Source organism: Bacillus sp. 5w2, assembly GCF_054353775.1.
The window spans coordinates 119,895-135,915 of sequence record NZ_JBTIWT010000007.1 but is presented as its reverse complement, the minus strand read 5'-3'; the positions used below and the strand labels follow the sequence as shown (position 1 = coordinate 135,915).

The window sequence follows — 16,021 nt, the reverse complement described above, 5'->3', positions numbered from 1 at the left end:
CTTAATTTAAGAATTCCTCATGTTTGTATTATTTACCAAGAAAGCTCTTCTTGAAGAAGTCTAGTTGGAAATCTAATGTAAGTGGATCATTGAAATAGAATTCCATCATGTTTGCTTCATATACGCGATTATTTTTTACTGCTGGGATATTTTTATATGATTCTGTCTCTTGGAATGAGTTATCAGTATCTTTGTTTTTACTTACGATTAAGTAATCACCAGCAAATTCAGGTAATACCTCAGTAGATAATGCGTAGTAACCTTCTTTTAATGCTTTTTCTTTTACTTTTTCAGGCATTTTTAATTTCATTTCTTGGTACAGAATTTCTGTTCCACGGCCCCAGTTTTCGCCGTATACATAAAGCTGTTTGTTGAAGTTTTCTACAACAGAAACTGTTGCATCTTCACCGATTTTTGCTTTAATTTCTTTACCAGCGTCTTGTGCACGTTTCTTGAAATCATCAACCCAAGTTTTTGCTTCTTTTTCTTTGTTTAATAACTTACCGATTTCTAAATGCTGTGTTAAGTAATCAACTTTTCCGTAAGTGTATCTTACAGTAGGAGCGATTTTCTTTAACTTATCGACATTTTTAATATTTGATAAACCAATGATTAAATCTGGATTTAGTTCAGCAATTTTTTCAACATTTTCATCTGATACTTCAGTAACATCTTTAAGTTTGCTATCAAAACGTGGGTTTTGTTTAGACCATGAATCTACCCCAACAAGATTTACATCTAATGACATTACGTTACCAGCGAATGATGATAAAACAACAACGCGTTTTGGATTTGCAGGAACCTCTACTTTACCATTTTCAGATTGGTATGTAATTGTTTCTGATTTACTGCCTTTTGTATCGTTCTTTTTGTCTGTAGAGCCATTGCTACAAGCGCTCATAACAAGAACGAAAAGAACTGTTAGTGAAATAAATAACTTTTTCATCGTCTTTCTCCTTTAACATAGATGATATGTGTATACAATAATTTGTTTAACTGCAATCTTTTTGAAAGAGTAGTGGTAATACAAAATGTTTATTAAAAATCTTGAATATGAGATTTCACAATATAGTATTAACCCTATTAATGAAAGAAGATGTAATCTCAAATTTGCTAATTATTAACAAATTGATAATGATTATCACTATTGATTCTTTAAATAATATAATTTTATATAGGTGTATTGTCAATAGTAATTTTGATTGTAAATTTTGCGGAAACAGGTTATATTTTATTGAGAATGATAATCAATGATTAGTAGCTGAGGAGTGACACGAATGAATCAAGAAGAATTGTTTGATGTAACCGTGATAGGCGGTGGACCTGCAGGGCTTTATTCAGCTTTTTATAGTGGACTCAGAGAAATGAAAACGAAAATAATAGAATTTCAACCACAGTTAGGTGGAAAAATACATGTTTATCCAGAGAAGATGATTTGGGATGTAGGAGGGTTATTGCCAGTTACAGGTGATAAATTAATTGAACAACTTGTACAGCAAGGGCTAACATTTAAGCCGGAAGTGGTATTAAATACAAAAGTAGAATCGATTATTCGTAATGAAGATGGTACTTTTACGTTAAAAGCAAGCGATGGAGAAGAACATTTTTCAAAAACAGTTATTGTTGCAACTGGAAGTGGGATATTGAAACCGCAAAAGTTATCCATTGAAGGTGCTGAGCGATTTGAAGTATCTAATTTAAATTATACAGTGAAATCTTTAAAGCGTTTCAAAGGTAAGACGGTCATTATTTCCGGTGGAGGAAATTCTGCCGTTGATTGGGCAAATGAATTAGAACCAATCGCGAAAAAAGTGTATGTAACATATAGAAAAGAAGAATTATCTGGTCATGAAGCACAAGTAAAACAATTGCTGAATAGCTCGGCGGAGTGTTTCTTTAATACATCGATTACAAAACTCATTGCTGGTGACAATCATGAAGCGATCGAATATGTAGAATTAACGAATCATGAAACAAGTGAAGTTTCACATTTACCTATTGATGAAGTTATTATTAATCATGGATATGAACGTGACATTACATTATTAGAAAATAGTGAATTAGACGTTGCAATTATAGATAATTATTATATTGCAGGGAATGCGAATAGTGAGTCCTCAGTAGATGGATTATATGCTGCTGGAGATATTTTAAAGCATGAAGGGAAATTACACTTAATTGCGGGAGCATTCCAAGATGCTGGAAATGCTGTAAATAAAGCAAAACAATTTATTCAACCAGATGCAAGTGAGTACGGAATGGTTTCTTCGCATAATGAAGTATTTAAGAAGAGAAATCGTGAATTGATCAAGCAGATGATGAAATAAGAAAAGAACAAGTATACCCCCATTTACTTCTCTATTCGAGTGACGAGAGAGATAAATGGGGGTTTTCCTGTTTACTATATTTTCAATCATTATAATGACACCGGTTTCATCAGTTCATGTGATATGAACGTTTTATTTGTAAATCTTCCTAGAAAACAATGAATCTATGTTTTGATTACGCAGAACAGTATTAAATTATGCTGTCCCTTTAGCTCGTTCGTTAGGAAATGGCATATTTAATATAGAAACAATGTACTGTTTTCCATGCATTCGAGCTAATGATTCTAATATTTGACGGACGCGTTTTGTAAGATGTCCTTGTTCTTTTATAGCTTCACAATATGCGTCATAGAAAGCGTATTTAGCCCAAAGGAAATCATCTTGTTGGAATAAAAAATGATTTTTGTACCATTCCCCAATTGTATGGTAACAATTGTTTTCATGTATTGCTGCGCTTTGAGAAAGAATACGATCAGATAAAGATGTAGTTAAATGAGAAATTGTGTTTTTTGTTTCAACTTGTAATGTTTGTTCTAACATTGTAATGATGTGACGAGTAGCCATATGTTAACTCTCCTTTGTGTAAATGGGTAATACCATTCTGTATTTAAAAAATCCTTACTATATTATTATACAATATATGGAATGCATCCACCTTCTTTTTAAATTGCATTTACAAAATCTTTTTTATTTGTTTACAAAAATAAAGTAAGATACAGTATATATGAAAAAATAATAAAGGAATGAACGCGTTGTATATAACATTAGAAGAAGCTGCGGAGTATTTGAATTTACCAAAGTCGTATATTGAAGAACTAATTCAGCAAAAGAAAGTTCGTGCGCTATTTGATGGAGAGCAATATTTATTAAATAAAGAACAATTCAATACACATTTAGAACAAATGGAGAAATATAAGCAATTAGTGGAAGAAATATTGAACGAACCAATTCCAGAAGATATGGATGTTAAAGACGAAGATTAAACTATGGGAAATCCCGTATGAAGATATGCAGAAATGTATCTTCATACGGGATTTTTTGTTTCAAGATATCAAAATTTTAAGGAGTCTCCAGGGCTTTTCGGGAGTTTGATAGGTATTAGTCTACCAGGTTAAAAGCATATTTTTTTCTAGCTAGGACAAACATAGAGAACGTAACCTGTACAGATACATATACTATCAGTGCAAAAGCTTATAAATTAATGGAAGGGGTTTTCTCGTGAGTTTATTTCATTGGGATTTTTTGAAAGACTTAATTGGATCTTATGTAAGAGTAAACAGAGGTGGACCAGAATCTCAAAAAGGAACAATAGTATCATTAGGTGTGGACTACTTCGGATTAGAGAATGAAAAAGGAGAGAACCATTACTACCAGCTTCGCCATCTGAAAAGCATTACCCAAAATACGAAAGATGGTGGAGTAGGTGATTTAGAATGGGGAGAAGAAGACATTGCAGAAGACTTTGAAACGCTACTTCAAAGCTTCAAATACCGCTGGGTGAAAATTAACCGTGGTGGACCAGAGAAAATTGAAGGTATTTTACAAGATGTTTCTGGCGGTTATGTAACATTGATTATTAAAGAAGAAGTTGTATTAATTACACTATCTCATATTAAGAGTGTTAATTATAATGCATCTGTAAGTGGAGAGAGTGATGAGAGTAGCAATGAGAAAAGTAATGAAAACAGCAATAATTCAAGTCGAGCTCGCGCACTAAGACAATCAAGTAGAGGAAGATAAAACAGAAAGGAGGGTATGAATTTGAAGGATGTATTATGCTGTGATCAAATCAAAGGTTTAGTTGGTGAGAATGTAAAAGTAAATCTTCGTGGACCGGAAAGTCGAGTAGGTGTACTGTCATTGTTAGGAAAAGATTACCTTACACTACAATTACCTCATGGAGAATTAGTGTATTATCAGCTGAAACATGTGAAGAGTCTAGTCAGAAAAGTAAAAGAGGCACAAGGAGAATATGGTTCATGTTTTTATGCGGAAGAAGATACTTTTTTAGATGTATTAAATGACTTGAAGTATAAATGGATAAAGATTAATCGTGGTGGACCAGAGTGTGTGGAAGGTTTATTGAGTGATATACATGATGGAAATATTACACTAGTTAACGGTGATGAGGTCATTTATGTGATTAATTCCCATATTAAGAGCGTGAGTCAAATAGTTAAAAACAAAAAGACTGAAGAAGAATAATGTTTAATAAATAAAAGGGGCATTATGATTGAAAGTGAAGAATGATTTCATATTTCTCTGTAATTATTTTTGGATATATGAAAAAGGGTTTCTTACTATTAAAAAACAGAACATTGCCCCTGGTTATTTTTTGAAATGGAGAATAGGAGAGTAAAAATTCATAGGAAGGAGGATACAGATGAATGAGTTAAACAAAAGTATTGGAGAAAATATATATGTTAAATTAATTGGTGAAAAAAGATTTAAAGGTGTATTAATAGACGTAGGAAATGATATTGTTGTTCTTTACAATGGACAAGACTACGTATATATATCTTTATACCATGTACAATATTATAAGTTTTTAAGACCATATGATGAAGAGATATCAAAACCAGATGTGGATTCTGTAATTAAGAGGGAATCCCCTTCCATTTCTTTGAGAAAAGTATTAAGTACTTCTAAAGGGATTTTTACAGAAGTTTATGTAGCAGGAAATGCTCCAATACACGGTTATGTTACAAGTGTAATGAACGATTATATTGTTTTTTATAGTCCAGTTTATAAAACAGTATATATATCTTTAAAGCATTTGAAATGGTTAATTCCGTATAAAGAAAATCAAGTTCCGTATGCCCTCAATAAAAATGAACTCCCCGTGAATCCGTTAAATATTACGTTAGCTAGAACATTTGAAGAGCAGCTTATTAAAATGGCTGGAAAAATTATGGTGTTCGATTTAGGTGAGGAGTCTAATAAGATTGGAAAGATGGCGAAGATTGATGAGGGGCATATTGAAATATTAAAAGCACGTGATGCAAAAATGTATGTGAATATTCAACATGTGAAATCTGTCCATTGTCCGTAGACGAGTTGAAAGGGCTGGCTTTTTCTTTTATATGTAGAAGAAAAGGTCGAGCCTATTTGTTTAGATTGATTTGAATATGAGGGTAAAAATGAATTGAATATAAATATGTTAGCTTTATCTATGAAGAGCTAATCTTGTGCGAAATTATAAAAAATATGTACGAGCCATCTTGTAATATATTCAATTTATTTTTTGAGGGAGAACTGCTCAACTAATATATCAAAGGGGTTTTGTTTGTGGAGCAGTTTCCAAATTCGTTATCGATTACATTACTTGGTAGTGCTGGTGGAGCAGCAAAAGCAGTTTTAGCAATTTTAAATCAAGCGATAGTAAATGAAAAAGACCCGATTTATGAAGCGATAAAGAATGTTACATTTCATTTGGTTGATATAAAACAAAAAGATAGGGCTTATTATGGTGAGTTGTTTCCAAATTTGAAAGATCAATTGTTTTTATATGAAATTGACCTTCAAGATGTAGTGAAATTCAAACAACATTTGAAAGAAAAAAGCACGGGTGTTGTTATTGATGTTTCGGGGGCAGATACAATCAGAGTATTAAGTTGTTGTAATGAACTTGGAATTTGTTATATTAATTCAGCTTTGGAAAATGAGGAAGTAGATCAGGACGATAGTTTAATCGGCTTTCAGCTTACGGAAAGATATACGAGGTTTGAGAAGGAGAAAGAGAAATTTACAAATACAAAAGCAATTATAGGCTCAGGTATGAATCCAGGTGTTGTTCAATGGATGGTTGTTGAACTTATGAAGGAGCGGCCAAAAGAAAAGCCAAGAGCATGCTATATAGTAGAACATGATACGTCATTTTTGAATGATACAGCACTGATAAAGCCTCATACACTTTATGCTTCATGGGCAGTAGAGCGATTTCTAGATGAAGCGATATGGAGTTATCCGATGTATATGAGTCAGCATCGTCCTCTTTATTTTTATGAAGATGTATATGCTTCAGAGTATAAAGTAAAGTTAGGAGAGAAAGAGTTTTATGGCTGTTTAATGCCACATGAGGAAGTTTTAATTTTAGGAAAAAACTTCAATATGGAAGTGGGTTTTCTTTACCGAATTAATGAGTATACGACTAATGTAATTAGACAGAACTTAGATCAAGTAGAAGATTTATGGAATTGGAATCGTAAAGTATTTAATCCAGCCGAAGAAGAGATTGCGGGCGAGGATCTAGTAGGTGTATTACTCGTTTATGAAAATAGCGAGACATATATGTATAACGTGATGAATAGCAGTCAAGTTTTTCATAAATATAAAACGAATGCGACTTACTTCCAAGTAGGATGCGGAATTTATGCTGGCTTATGTAGTTTACTGTTCGATAACTTTAAACAAGGTGCCTATTATGTAGAGGAATTATTATTAAATACAGAAAGTAAGTACGGAGAATATTTGAATTTATATATGAATAATTTTGTAATAGGACATAATAATTTTACGGATGGCCTGCTACATGATCGGGTAAGATGGATATAAGTTGTGACGAAAAGGAAGGGGAGATCTCCTTCCTTTTCGTGTTATAAGGTTACATATTGTTCTGAAAGCAATTTCATACTTATAATTTAAGAAGATAATATGTAGAGTTTTTGTATTGATCATGAGGAGTATTTATATGAAAAAATTTAAAAGCTTGATTTATGAGGAAAGAGAAGCTTTAAAAGTATTTGTATTATTATTCTATATTATATTTTTTTTATATGACGTTATTTATTATTTTGTGTATCCGGCTATGAATATTAATGGAACAGCGGTAGGTTGGCCAGAAGGTAGCCTTGGGATAGGTGTGTATATATTTGTAATAGCATTATTTCCTATTTCGATATATCTTCAAAAAAGAGGGTATGTATATTCTGTAAAATATTTATTTTTATTTGGGTACATGTTTATCAATCTTGTTAATAATTTAATGATTTATTTGCGAACGGATAGAGCTTTTGAACATGGTAGTATGGTAGAAATGTTATTAATTTTATTTGCCCCAGTTTTTGTGAATAGAAAATATTTTTATTTAGTTTCCTTTAGTGTAATTGGAAAGTACGTACTGTTCACATTGCTATTACAAGATTTAAAAGTGGTAATTCCGCTTGTTTTATGTGTATTCTATTTCATTATTTCACATTCTTTGTTAAAACGATTTCAATCTTATGTAAGAACAGTGGTTGAAATGATGAACAATATGAAAGAGACAGAAAATTTAGCTGTCATTGGGACGATGTCTACAACAATTGCGCATGAAATTCGAAATCCATTAACGGCTTTAAAAGGATTTACGCAAATGCAAAAAGAAAGAAACCCAGCAGATACGATAAGCTATGATATTATGTTACAAGAAATTGAAAGGATAAATGGATTTGTTAGTGAATTGATGTTGTTAGGAAAGCCGAAGCCAACAAATTATGAATTGTGTAATATACGAGAAATCCTTCTATATGTTGTGCAGCTAATGGAAAGTTATGCAGCGCAATATAGAGTGCAATTTCATTTGCAAATAGAGGGGAATTTACCAGCTATAAACGGTGATGATAAACAATTAAAACAAGTGTTATTAAATATTATTAAAAATGGGATAGAATCGATGCTAGAAGGTGGAGACATTCATATCCGTGTATACGAAAAAACTGAAGGACATTTATGTATTTCTATCGAAGACCAAGGATCTGGTATAGAGAGCGAGAAGTTAGATAAAATCGGTAAAGCTTTTTACACAACGAAGGAGAATGGTACAGGACTTGGGTTAATGATTACACATAAAATTATTAAGGAGCATCAAGGAAGTATCTCCATTCAAAGTAGTGTGGGAGTAGGAACGAAAGTGGAAATTTATTTGCCAACAGTGTAGCGTAGTAAAAGAAATTATTTTTCAGAAAAGTGTTCTTGTTGTGTAAATATAAACATTTTATAAAATGTTGCAAGAAGGGTTTTTTTTTAAAAATACTTCGTTTATAATGGAGGAAAATATCGACATGAGATTGTTTTCTCATGTAACGGTTTAGTAGTGTTATGAAAAGATAAGAAGGGGTGCACGCGCATCCTTTTTTCTATGCAGATATGATGAGAGGGGTGGTATGATGGAATTAACATTAAATTCGACTGTATGTTTACACACGATTCAATTTCGAAAAGAGCAAAAGAATTATATTGTAAAAGATACAATTACAGGAGAAAAATATGAAATGCCGCCACTTTGGATTGATGCATTGGCAATGATGCGTGACGGTTTTTTATTGGGGGAAATTGAGGAGAAATTAAGAGAAGAGTATCCGGCCAAAGAAGTGGATATGCTAGCATTCACGAGGCAGCTGTTAGAGCTAGAACTTGTCGAAATGGTAGATGGAGAAGAGATAGCTTGTACAAAGAAGAAAGAGAAAGATTATTTAGCTTGGGTACGCCCTCGTGTTGAACAATTATTTCTTAATTTAAATAAAAAATATAGAAGCAAAGGTCAATGATGATCTTTGCTTTTTTTATAGACTGTGTTTAAAAAATAACAGCGAATGCTCTTGCAAAAGCACCGTCACTATCTTTAATTTTTAAAGGTGCCGCTGAGAAAAAGAAACGTTTCGTGTTAATGGCATCTAAGTTTGTTAAGTTTTCAATTAAATAAATATTATTTCCAAGTAGTATGTGATGAATCGGTGATGTTTCTGTCGTTACCTCATCAGGAGAAATAAAATCTAAACCGACCGATTTTACTTTTAATCGAACTAGTTCTGTAGCTAATTCTTCGGAAAGATAAAATGCTTCTTTCTCATAAGCTTCTGTATTCCACTTAGTAGATAGGTTGGAATGGAAAATGATAATATCACCTTCTTTTATGTCAGCATTATACAATACTTCCTTAGGTAATTTTCGCTCTTGAATATGAGTTACATCGATAAGAACGGCCTCGCCTACAAATTGATCAAGGGGTAATTGATCGATGGTTGTTGCACCTGAAATGAAATGTGCAGGAGCATCGCAATGCGTGCCAACATGAACGACAGAATGAAAATCTGTAACTTGATAGCCTGTCTCTTCAACGTTTGTAATTGCTTCTAGTTGGATTTTTGGTGTTCCAGGAAATTGAGACATATTGTTTTCAAATGTTTGTGATAGATCAATTACTTTCATTTTACATACCTCCAATATATGTTTTTCAAATAATAAAAAGCCCATCCTTCATAATCAAGAAAGATGAGCTTTACATACTAGTTGAGTATTATCTTCCAAAATGCAATGCATTTTGCAGGAATTAGCACCTATTCAGTTTGTATAAACTGAGGTTGCTGGGCTTCAAAGGGCCGGTCCCTCTGCCTCTCTTGATAAAAGGTATATTTAATTTTAAAGTTCGGAATATTTACGATATTTAAATTGTAATTCATTTCCTTTTTTTACGCAACACAAAATAGGTATTCACCCAAATAAAGTTGCTCGCATATTGTAGCTTATGTAAATAGAATGCTGCGAAGGAGTGAGTGCAGTGACAGGGAATATATTGAATTATTATGCTGGTGGAAATACAGCTAGAGGATTCCATAATTTATACGACGAGAATTTGAAAGGGCTAGATAGGTTATTTATTTTAAAAGGTGGTCCTGGAACCGGTAAATCTTCTTTAATCAAGGCAATAGGTCGTGAATGGATTGAAAAAGGATACGATATTGAATTTTTACACTGTTCTTCTGATAATAAATCGGTTGATGGTGTAATTATCCCGAAGTTAAAAGTAGGAATTGTTGATGGAACATCACCCCATGTTATTGAGCCGAAAATGCCAGGAGTTGTCGAAGAGTATATTAATTTGGGGGTTGCTTGGGATTCAGATAAATTAAGAAAGCAGAAGGTGGAAATTGAACGATTTGTTTCAGAAGCAAGCAAAGCTTTTCAAGCAGCATACGCTTGTTTTAAAGAGGCATTAATTATACATGATGCGTGGGAGAAAATATATATTAATAATATTGATTTTGATAAAGCGAATGAACTAACAGATGAGCTGATTCAGAAATTATTTACAGATAAAGGAGGGAAACAACCGCTTGTGAAACATCGCTTTTTAGGAGCAGCTACACCGAAAGGAGCAGTTGATTTTGTTCCGAATTTAACAGAAGGGTTATCACATCGTTATTTTATAAAAGGACGCCCAGGCTCTGGGAAGTCGACAATGCTCAAAAAATTAGCTAAGGCAGCAGAAGAAAAAGGATTTGAAGTGGAAGTATATCATTGTGGATTTGATCCAAATAGTCTTGATATGGTTATCGTAAGAGAATTGGGTTTTGCAATTTTTGATAGCACCGCACCACATGAATATTTTCCGAGCCGCGAAGGTGATGAAATTATAGATATGTATGCCTTGATTGTGACACCAGGGACAGATGAGAAGTATGCGACAGAAATTCGCGACGTTTCCATTCAATATAAAGCAAAAATGAATGAGGCGATGTCTTTCTTAGCAAAAGCAAAATCAGTTCGTGATAAATTAGAACGAATTTATATTGCTGCTATGGACTTTTCAAAAGTGGATGCATATAAAGAGGAGATTCAAAAAGAGTTTGAACGAATTGCGGTTAGTGTAACAGAAAAGAACAAATAGGGATTTTTGAACTGTCAGAATTTTTCTGACAGTTATTTTAGTATGTAGTAAAATGAGTAATATATTTGTCGAATTTCCAAGGAAATAATCAAAAAATGGAGATGGTAAGAAATGAGAGAGAAAATTGAGCTGGAGTTAGACAGAATTGAAAAAGAGAATGATGTAAAAATTTTATTTGCAGTAGAATCAGGGAGTCGTGCGTGGGGATTTCCATCGAAAGATAGTGATTATGATGTTAGATTCGTTTATATACACCCTGTGGAATGGTATTTATCAATTCATGATAAACGAGATGTAATTGAATATCCGATTAGTGATGATTTAGATATAAGTGGCTGGGATATTAAAAAGGCATTACAACTATTCGCAAAGTCAAATCCAGCTTTACTCGAGTGGATTCGATCACCAATTTTTTATTCGAAAAACTCTCATTTTCCAGAGCAGCTTCAACAAATGAGTGAAAAGAATTTTGATCCAAAAGCAACGATATATCATTACTTACATATGGCATCAAAAAATTATCGTGAATTTTTGCAAGGTGAGAATGTAAAGTTGAAAAAGTACTTTTATGTATTACGTCCTATTTTAGCTTGTAAATGGTTAGAAGAGAAATCGACTTTGCCTCCCGTAGAATTTGATCGGTTGATTACAGAATTATCATTAGAACGTAGCGTGTTAGATGAAATTGAAAAGTTGTTAATAAAGAAAAAAGCAGGTACTGAAGTAGATGTTGGATTGAAAATTCAGGTGCTAAATCAATTCTTAGAAGAACAAATTCATTACTATCAGCAATACGTGAAAAGGATTGAAAAGGGATTAGGGATCGATATTGAGAGTTTAAATACATTGTTTCGAGATATGCTGTTTGAAGTATATGAAAAAGAGCACAAGTGAGTTTGTGCTCTTTTTTATTTTGCAGGAATAAAAAAACAGATATAGATGCGAGAAGACCTGCGAATGAGAATAAGTAAAAATTCCACGCTAAGTCATATTGCATTGTCTACTCATTATCAACTCGTTTTAACGGTTGATCTGCTGGACCTTCCATAACATCCCCATCAATTGAAAAGCGGGAACCGTGACAAGGACAGTCCCAAGTACAATCACCATTATTCCATTCAACTTCGCAGCCGAGATGTGTACAAGTTGTATCGACAATATGTAATTTTCCATCTTTGTCCTTATAAGCACCTGCTCGTTTCCCATTAACATGTACGACAGATCCTTCACCAACTTCGAGATCTTCTGGCTTACGTAATGCGGTTTCGATCTTTCCTTCAATTAAATGTTTCGCAACATCAATGTTCTGGGAGAGGAATGTTTTTATATCTGGATTTGCATGGAAGCGTGACGGTGCATACAGTTCCTTATAGGGATTGTGGACTTTTAGAATGGAGTCCTTCAGTAAATGAGCGGCAGCAGTTCCAGTTGTCATTCCCCATTTACGATATCCAGTTGCAACGAATATATTTGGATTTCTTTCGTTAATATGTCCGATATAAGGAAGCTTATCTAGCGTGATTAAATCTTGTGCTGACCATCTATAGGGAACTTCATCTACTCCAAACGTTGCTTCCGCAAAAGAATACAGTGCTTCATAATGAAGCATCGTGTTTATTCCTTGTCCTGTTTTATGACTTTCTCCGCCAATTAAAATCAATTGTTCTCCATTTTTTGTTGTATAGCGTAAGGAACGTTTTGGATTATCAATACTTAAATACATGCCACCTGGATAATTCGATTTTGCTTTGATTGCTAGAGCATAAGAGCGTTCGGCATACATTCGCGTAAAGAAAAAGCTATTCGCATCATAAAAAGGAAAATGTGAACAAGAGACAACATATTTGCAAGTGATGCGATGTCCGCCCTTTGTAATGACTTGTGGATAATCACCTTTTTCCACATCAATCGCTGTTGTTTGTTCATAAACTTTTCCGCCCATCTCCACAAACTTTTCTAAAAGTGTTTTCAAATAAAGGAGGGGGTGGAATTGTGCTTGGTTTTTCATGACAAGTGCAGATTGTACGGGAATCGGAATCGATAGAGATTGAACATAGTCACAAGGTATATTTAATTTTTGATAGGCTTCATATTCTTTCGATAAACTTCTTAATCCATTATCAGTAGTTGTATATAAATATGAATCTTCATTTGAGAAATTACAGTCGATTTTATATGTTTGCACCGTTTCATTTATGAATTGTAGAGCATGATTATTTGATTCATAGTAAAGCCTCGCTTTTTCCACACCGAAATGATTTATTAATTCATCATAAATAAGATCATGTTGTGCTGTTACCTTTGCTGTTGTATGTCCAGTCGTTCCATTTAAAATAAGACCGGAATCAATTAAAACAACGTTCATACCTTCTTTTGCAAGTAAATAGGCTGTGGTGATACCTGTAATACCAGCTCCGATAACAGCAACTTCTGTCTTTATATTTTCAGATAAATGTGGAAATGCAGGGACCTGAGTAGATTCAATCCAATAAGATGATGGCAATTGTGGAAATGTATCGCTTGTCATTATAGAAACCTCCCGATTTTAGAACAATTTTCCTTATAATATTTCCATATTATATGAAAATCATGTGTGCTGTTTTAGAAGGAGTCTATTTTTATTAAAAGAAAGATAAAGTTATTTTAGTATAATTATTTAATGTTGTCGGTATGAAGAGGTAGGAGTTGTGTAAAGCTAGATGCAGGTGAGTTTATTTGTTGTTTACATCGAGGGTTCTTGAATAAGATAGAGTCTATAGGATGTAAGCGTATGTATATGTATAACGGATAAAACCTTATAAAATCTATGTTTTTTCTTTAGTGAAATAAAGTATAATTATAAAAATATAACCAACTTTTATTACTAGGTCATAAAAGTTGTTGACAATATAGAAATTCTATTGATATGATTCATCATGTGGAAAGGTTGATAGAGAGTAAAAAGAGAAATGTTTTTCATTGATAATAAAAGCGAAAAATAAGTGACGATAGAGTGAGTATATTTTCCTTATAATAGATGCTTTTTTAATTACCTAGTAAAATCAATCTGGAAGCAAGAATTGATATATGTAAGTTGCGCGAGGCGCGGCATAAGAAAGGGGCAAAAGGATGAAGGAGCTTCATACGTTTGGGTGGTATGCAGCACGTGTATCACCACATTTGCCAAAAAAAGCATTTAAACCAGTTCCTACTCGTTTATTTGGTGGACTGGCTTATTTGCTTGTGGCATTGGCGGGGTTAATATCGATTGGTGTATTTGAATTGAATGTGTGGGCGAATCTAGGAATTGCGATTGTTCTCGGATTATGTTTTGCTTCACTTGGGTTTTTAGGACATGAAATTTTACATGGAACTGTTGTAAGAAAGGCATGGCTTCGTGATTTCTTAGGCGCCATTGCATTTATGCCATTATCAACAGGCCCTAAACTTTGGAGAAAGTGGCATAATGCAACGCATCATGTTCATACGCAGCATGAAGAGAATGATCCAGATGCATGGCCGACACTTGAGAAGCTTAAGAAGAGTAAGTTTCTGAGTTGGGTGTATCGTATGCCTCTTCATGTACGTTCATTCTTTAGCTTTCTGTCATTAACAATTCAATTTACATTGCATTCGACTCGAATGTTCTTTCATTTTATAAAAGAATTTAAGTCATCTAATCAAAAATCGGTATGGCTTCAACTTCTTTTGCCTTGGACTGTTTGGATTAGTTTATTGTTTATTATGGGACCTGGAAAATGGTTGTTTGCATATGTGATTCCGTTGTTAATTGCTAACTTTATTGTAATGGCATATATCGCAACGAATCACCGCTTAAATCCAATTGTTCCAGTAAATGATCCGTTAGCAAACTGTTTATCAGTAACAGTGCCGCGCTGGGTAGACGTTTTACATTTCAATTTCTCATACCATACAGAACACCATCTGTTTCCTGCTATGAGCTCTAAATACTATCCGTTAGTAAAAGAGAAAATTAAAGAAATGTGGCCGGAACGTTATCATGAGATGCCGATGACAAAAGCTTTGGCAGCGCTATGGAATACACCACGTGTGTATTATCAAGGAAGTGAATTAGTGGATCCGCATAGAGAGCATTTCTATGGTTCTTTAGGAAATGGACTAGATCCTCATAATATTTCATATCGTGAGGAACATATAGAGGAAAAAGAGAGTATTAAAAAAGTAAATCAGTAAAATTAATATATTTTTATAGTAGAAAAAGCAAGCCATCTCAGGCTTGCTTTTTCTTATAAAGAGACCTCTTTTTTATTATTTGCACGAACTTGAACTGAATTTGTTTCTTTTCGCTGTAGTCGTTTTTCTAAAAGATTAACAAAATAAGTAAATACAAGAACAAGTACGAGGTAATATAAACCAACGATTATGTATGTATCTAATTGTTGGAAGTTACTTGCAGCAATTGATAAACCTGATCCCCATAATTCGGACAATCCTACATATGCAACGAGCGAAGAGTCCTTTAATCCAATAATAAACTGATTTCCTAAAGGAGGAAGAGATTGCCGAAATGCTTGCGGTAATACAATACGGCGCATCGCTAAAGGATACGGCATACCTAGAGAGCGAGCGGCTTCTAATTGCCCCCTATCGACAGATTGAATGGATCCACGGAAAATTTCAGTAATATATGCACCGTTATGGATCGCTAAAGCAATGGCTCCTGCCCAAAAAGGAGTGAAAACAATAATAGATGTAATACCGAAATAGAGAATGGCGATCTGAACAATTAAAGGTGTACCACGAATAATAGCGATGTATACATGAGCAATACTATTTAAAATCTTATTGTTAGAGATTCGAAAAAAAGCGAATAGTAATCCAATTAGTGAACCGAGTAATAGGGATGTTAGTGTTAATTGTAATGTGACAATAGTAGCCTTTAATAGTGTGGGATAAGTAGACATAAAAATTTCAAACATATGTGTCACCTCATATTGTATAGATTTTGGTAGAGAATGAAATACCCCACTGATTATTATCTCGCATCAATCGGGAGCTTTACTGCCCTAAATAGCGGGATAAAAAG

General features: G+C 33.6%; 16 protein-coding genes and 1 riboswitch. Of the genes, 11 read left to right on the top strand and 5 right to left on the bottom strand.

The genetic code is table 11. The annotated features are described in order from the left end of the window. Positions 1 to 28: 28 nt before the first annotated feature. On the bottom strand, positions 29 to 946 hold the full coding sequence (locus ACXY7N_RS14755; protein ID WP_353811502.1) for an iron-hydroxamate ABC transporter substrate-binding protein: 918 nt from the start codon (positions 944 to 946) through the stop codon (positions 29 to 31). A gap of 331 nt (positions 947 to 1,277) precedes the next feature. On the opposite strand from ACXY7N_RS14755, the gene ACXY7N_RS14750 reads away from it, so the two are divergent. Further along, positions 1,278 to 2,327, top strand: a complete 1,050-nt coding sequence (locus tag ACXY7N_RS14750; protein WP_016089506.1) for an NAD(P)/FAD-dependent oxidoreductase — start codon at positions 1,278 to 1,280, stop codon at positions 2,325 to 2,327. A 195-nt stretch (positions 2,328 to 2,522) separates the two neighbouring features. On the opposite strand, the gene ACXY7N_RS14745 is transcribed toward ACXY7N_RS14750, so the two are convergent. Further along, the gene (locus ACXY7N_RS14745) at positions 2,523 to 2,891 is read right to left on the bottom strand and encodes a hypothetical protein (RefSeq protein ID WP_016133510.1); all 369 of its coding nucleotides are present in this window, start codon (positions 2,889 to 2,891) and stop codon (positions 2,523 to 2,525) included. A gap of 179 nt (positions 2,892 to 3,070) precedes the next feature. Between ACXY7N_RS14745 and ACXY7N_RS14740 the strand changes: the two genes are divergently transcribed. The 7 genes from ACXY7N_RS14740 to ACXY7N_RS14710 all read left to right on the top strand — a co-directional run bounded on the left by ACXY7N_RS14740 (position 3,071) and on the right by ACXY7N_RS14710 (position 8,854). Continuing rightward, positions 3,071 to 3,310: a helix-turn-helix domain-containing protein gene (locus ACXY7N_RS14740; RefSeq protein ID WP_080118117.1), complete on the top strand. Its 240-nt coding sequence runs from the start codon at positions 3,071 to 3,073 to the stop codon at positions 3,308 to 3,310. Between the two features lie 235 nt (positions 3,311 to 3,545). After that, positions 3,546 to 4,067, top strand: a complete 522-nt coding sequence (locus ACXY7N_RS14735) for a hypothetical protein (protein ID WP_000051644.1) — start codon at positions 3,546 to 3,548, stop codon at positions 4,065 to 4,067. A 21-nt stretch (positions 4,068 to 4,088) separates the two neighbouring features. Then, positions 4,089 to 4,532: a hypothetical protein gene (locus ACXY7N_RS14730; RefSeq protein ID WP_000655885.1), complete on the top strand. Its 444-nt coding sequence runs from the start codon at positions 4,089 to 4,091 to the stop codon at positions 4,530 to 4,532. Between the two features lie 178 nt (positions 4,533 to 4,710). Then, complete coding sequence (locus ACXY7N_RS14725) at positions 4,711 to 5,379, top strand: LSm family protein (RefSeq protein ID WP_001004278.1); 669 nt, start codon at positions 4,711 to 4,713, stop codon at positions 5,377 to 5,379. Between the two features lie 236 nt (positions 5,380 to 5,615). Next, the gene (locus tag ACXY7N_RS14720) at positions 5,616 to 6,881 is read left to right on the top strand and encodes a hypothetical protein (RefSeq protein ID WP_016089503.1); all 1,266 of its coding nucleotides are present in this window, start codon (positions 5,616 to 5,618) and stop codon (positions 6,879 to 6,881) included. A 136-nt stretch (positions 6,882 to 7,017) separates the two neighbouring features. Next, positions 7,018 to 8,244, top strand: coding sequence for an ATP-binding protein (locus tag ACXY7N_RS14715; RefSeq protein ID WP_016133511.1), 1,227 nt, complete (start codon positions 7,018 to 7,020; stop codon positions 8,242 to 8,244). Positions 8,245 to 8,473: 229 nt separating this feature from the next. Further along, complete coding sequence (locus tag ACXY7N_RS14710; protein WP_033659615.1) at positions 8,474 to 8,854, top strand: hypothetical protein; 381 nt, start codon at positions 8,474 to 8,476, stop codon at positions 8,852 to 8,854. Positions 8,855 to 8,882: 28 nt separating this feature from the next. Here ACXY7N_RS14710 and ACXY7N_RS14705 read toward each other — a convergent pair whose 3' ends face one another. Then, on the bottom strand, positions 8,883 to 9,515 hold the full coding sequence (locus ACXY7N_RS14705; RefSeq protein ID WP_016089500.1) for a cyclase family protein: 633 nt from the start codon (positions 9,513 to 9,515) through the stop codon (positions 8,883 to 8,885). A gap of 85 nt (positions 9,516 to 9,600) precedes the next feature. Further along, a riboswitch (SAM riboswitch) is annotated at positions 9,601 to 9,713 on the bottom strand. A gap of 151 nt (positions 9,714 to 9,864) precedes the next feature. Here ACXY7N_RS14705 and ACXY7N_RS14700 point away from each other — a divergent pair. Beyond that, positions 9,865 to 10,974: a PRK06851 family protein gene (locus ACXY7N_RS14700; RefSeq protein ID WP_016133513.1), complete on the top strand. Its 1,110-nt coding sequence runs from the start codon at positions 9,865 to 9,867 to the stop codon at positions 10,972 to 10,974. Between the two features lie 111 nt (positions 10,975 to 11,085). Continuing rightward, on the top strand, positions 11,086 to 11,868 hold the full coding sequence (locus tag ACXY7N_RS14695) for a nucleotidyltransferase domain-containing protein (RefSeq protein ID WP_016089498.1): 783 nt from the start codon (positions 11,086 to 11,088) through the stop codon (positions 11,866 to 11,868). Positions 11,869 to 11,974: 106 nt separating this feature from the next. On the opposite strand, the gene ACXY7N_RS14690 is transcribed toward ACXY7N_RS14695, so the two are convergent. Then, a complete protein-coding gene (locus ACXY7N_RS14690; protein ID WP_353811500.1) occupies positions 11,975 to 13,501 on the bottom strand; it encodes an FAD-dependent oxidoreductase in 1,527 nt (508 codons plus the stop codon). Between the two features lie 581 nt (positions 13,502 to 14,082). Here ACXY7N_RS14690 and desB point away from each other — a divergent pair. After that, positions 14,083 to 15,168, top strand: a complete 1,086-nt coding sequence (gene desB, locus ACXY7N_RS14685; protein ID WP_016089496.1) for a Delta(10) desaturase DesB — start codon at positions 14,083 to 14,085, stop codon at positions 15,166 to 15,168. A gap of 53 nt (positions 15,169 to 15,221) precedes the next feature. Here desB and ACXY7N_RS14680 read toward each other — a convergent pair whose 3' ends face one another. Next, entirely contained in the window at positions 15,222 to 15,914 is a 693-nt protein-coding gene (locus tag ACXY7N_RS14680; protein ID WP_016089495.1) for an amino acid ABC transporter permease, read from the bottom strand. Positions 15,915 to 16,021 lie beyond the last annotated feature (107 nt).

What these genes read in the sequence shown, in the direction of transcription:
- ACXY7N_RS14755 (WP_353811502.1), bottom strand. Translation starts at nt 946, where the DNA reads ATGAAAAAGTTATTTATTTCACTAACAGTTCTTTTCGTTCTTGTTATG.
- ACXY7N_RS14750 (WP_016089506.1), top strand. Translation starts at nt 1,278, where the DNA reads ATGAATCAAGAAGAATTGTTTGATGTAACCGTGATAGGCGGTGGACCT.
- ACXY7N_RS14745 (WP_016133510.1), bottom strand. Translation starts at nt 2,891, where the DNA reads ATGGCTACTCGTCACATCATTACAATGTTAGAACAAACATTACAAGTT.
- ACXY7N_RS14740 (WP_080118117.1), top strand. Translation starts at nt 3,071, where the DNA reads ATGAACGCGTTGTATATAACATTAGAAGAAGCTGCGGAGTATTTGAAT.
- ACXY7N_RS14725 (WP_001004278.1), top strand. Translation starts at nt 4,711, where the DNA reads ATGAATGAGTTAAACAAAAGTATTGGAGAAAATATATATGTTAAATTA.
- ACXY7N_RS14715 (WP_016133511.1), top strand. Translation starts at nt 7,018, where the DNA reads ATGAAAAAATTTAAAAGCTTGATTTATGAGGAAAGAGAAGCTTTAAAA.
- ACXY7N_RS14710 (WP_033659615.1), top strand. Translation starts at nt 8,474, where the DNA reads ATGGAATTAACATTAAATTCGACTGTATGTTTACACACGATTCAATTT.
- ACXY7N_RS14705 (WP_016089500.1), bottom strand. Translation starts at nt 9,515, where the DNA reads ATGAAAGTAATTGATCTATCACAAACATTTGAAAACAATATGTCTCAA.
- ACXY7N_RS14695 (WP_016089498.1), top strand. Translation starts at nt 11,086, where the DNA reads ATGAGAGAGAAAATTGAGCTGGAGTTAGACAGAATTGAAAAAGAGAAT.
- ACXY7N_RS14690 (WP_353811500.1), bottom strand. Translation starts at nt 13,501, where the DNA reads ATGACAAGCGATACATTTCCACAATTGCCATCATCTTATTGGATTGAA.
- desB (WP_016089496.1), top strand. Translation starts at nt 14,083, where the DNA reads ATGAAGGAGCTTCATACGTTTGGGTGGTATGCAGCACGTGTATCACCA.
- ACXY7N_RS14680 (WP_016089495.1), bottom strand. Translation starts at nt 15,914, where the DNA reads ATGTTTGAAATTTTTATGTCTACTTATCCCACACTATTAAAGGCTACT.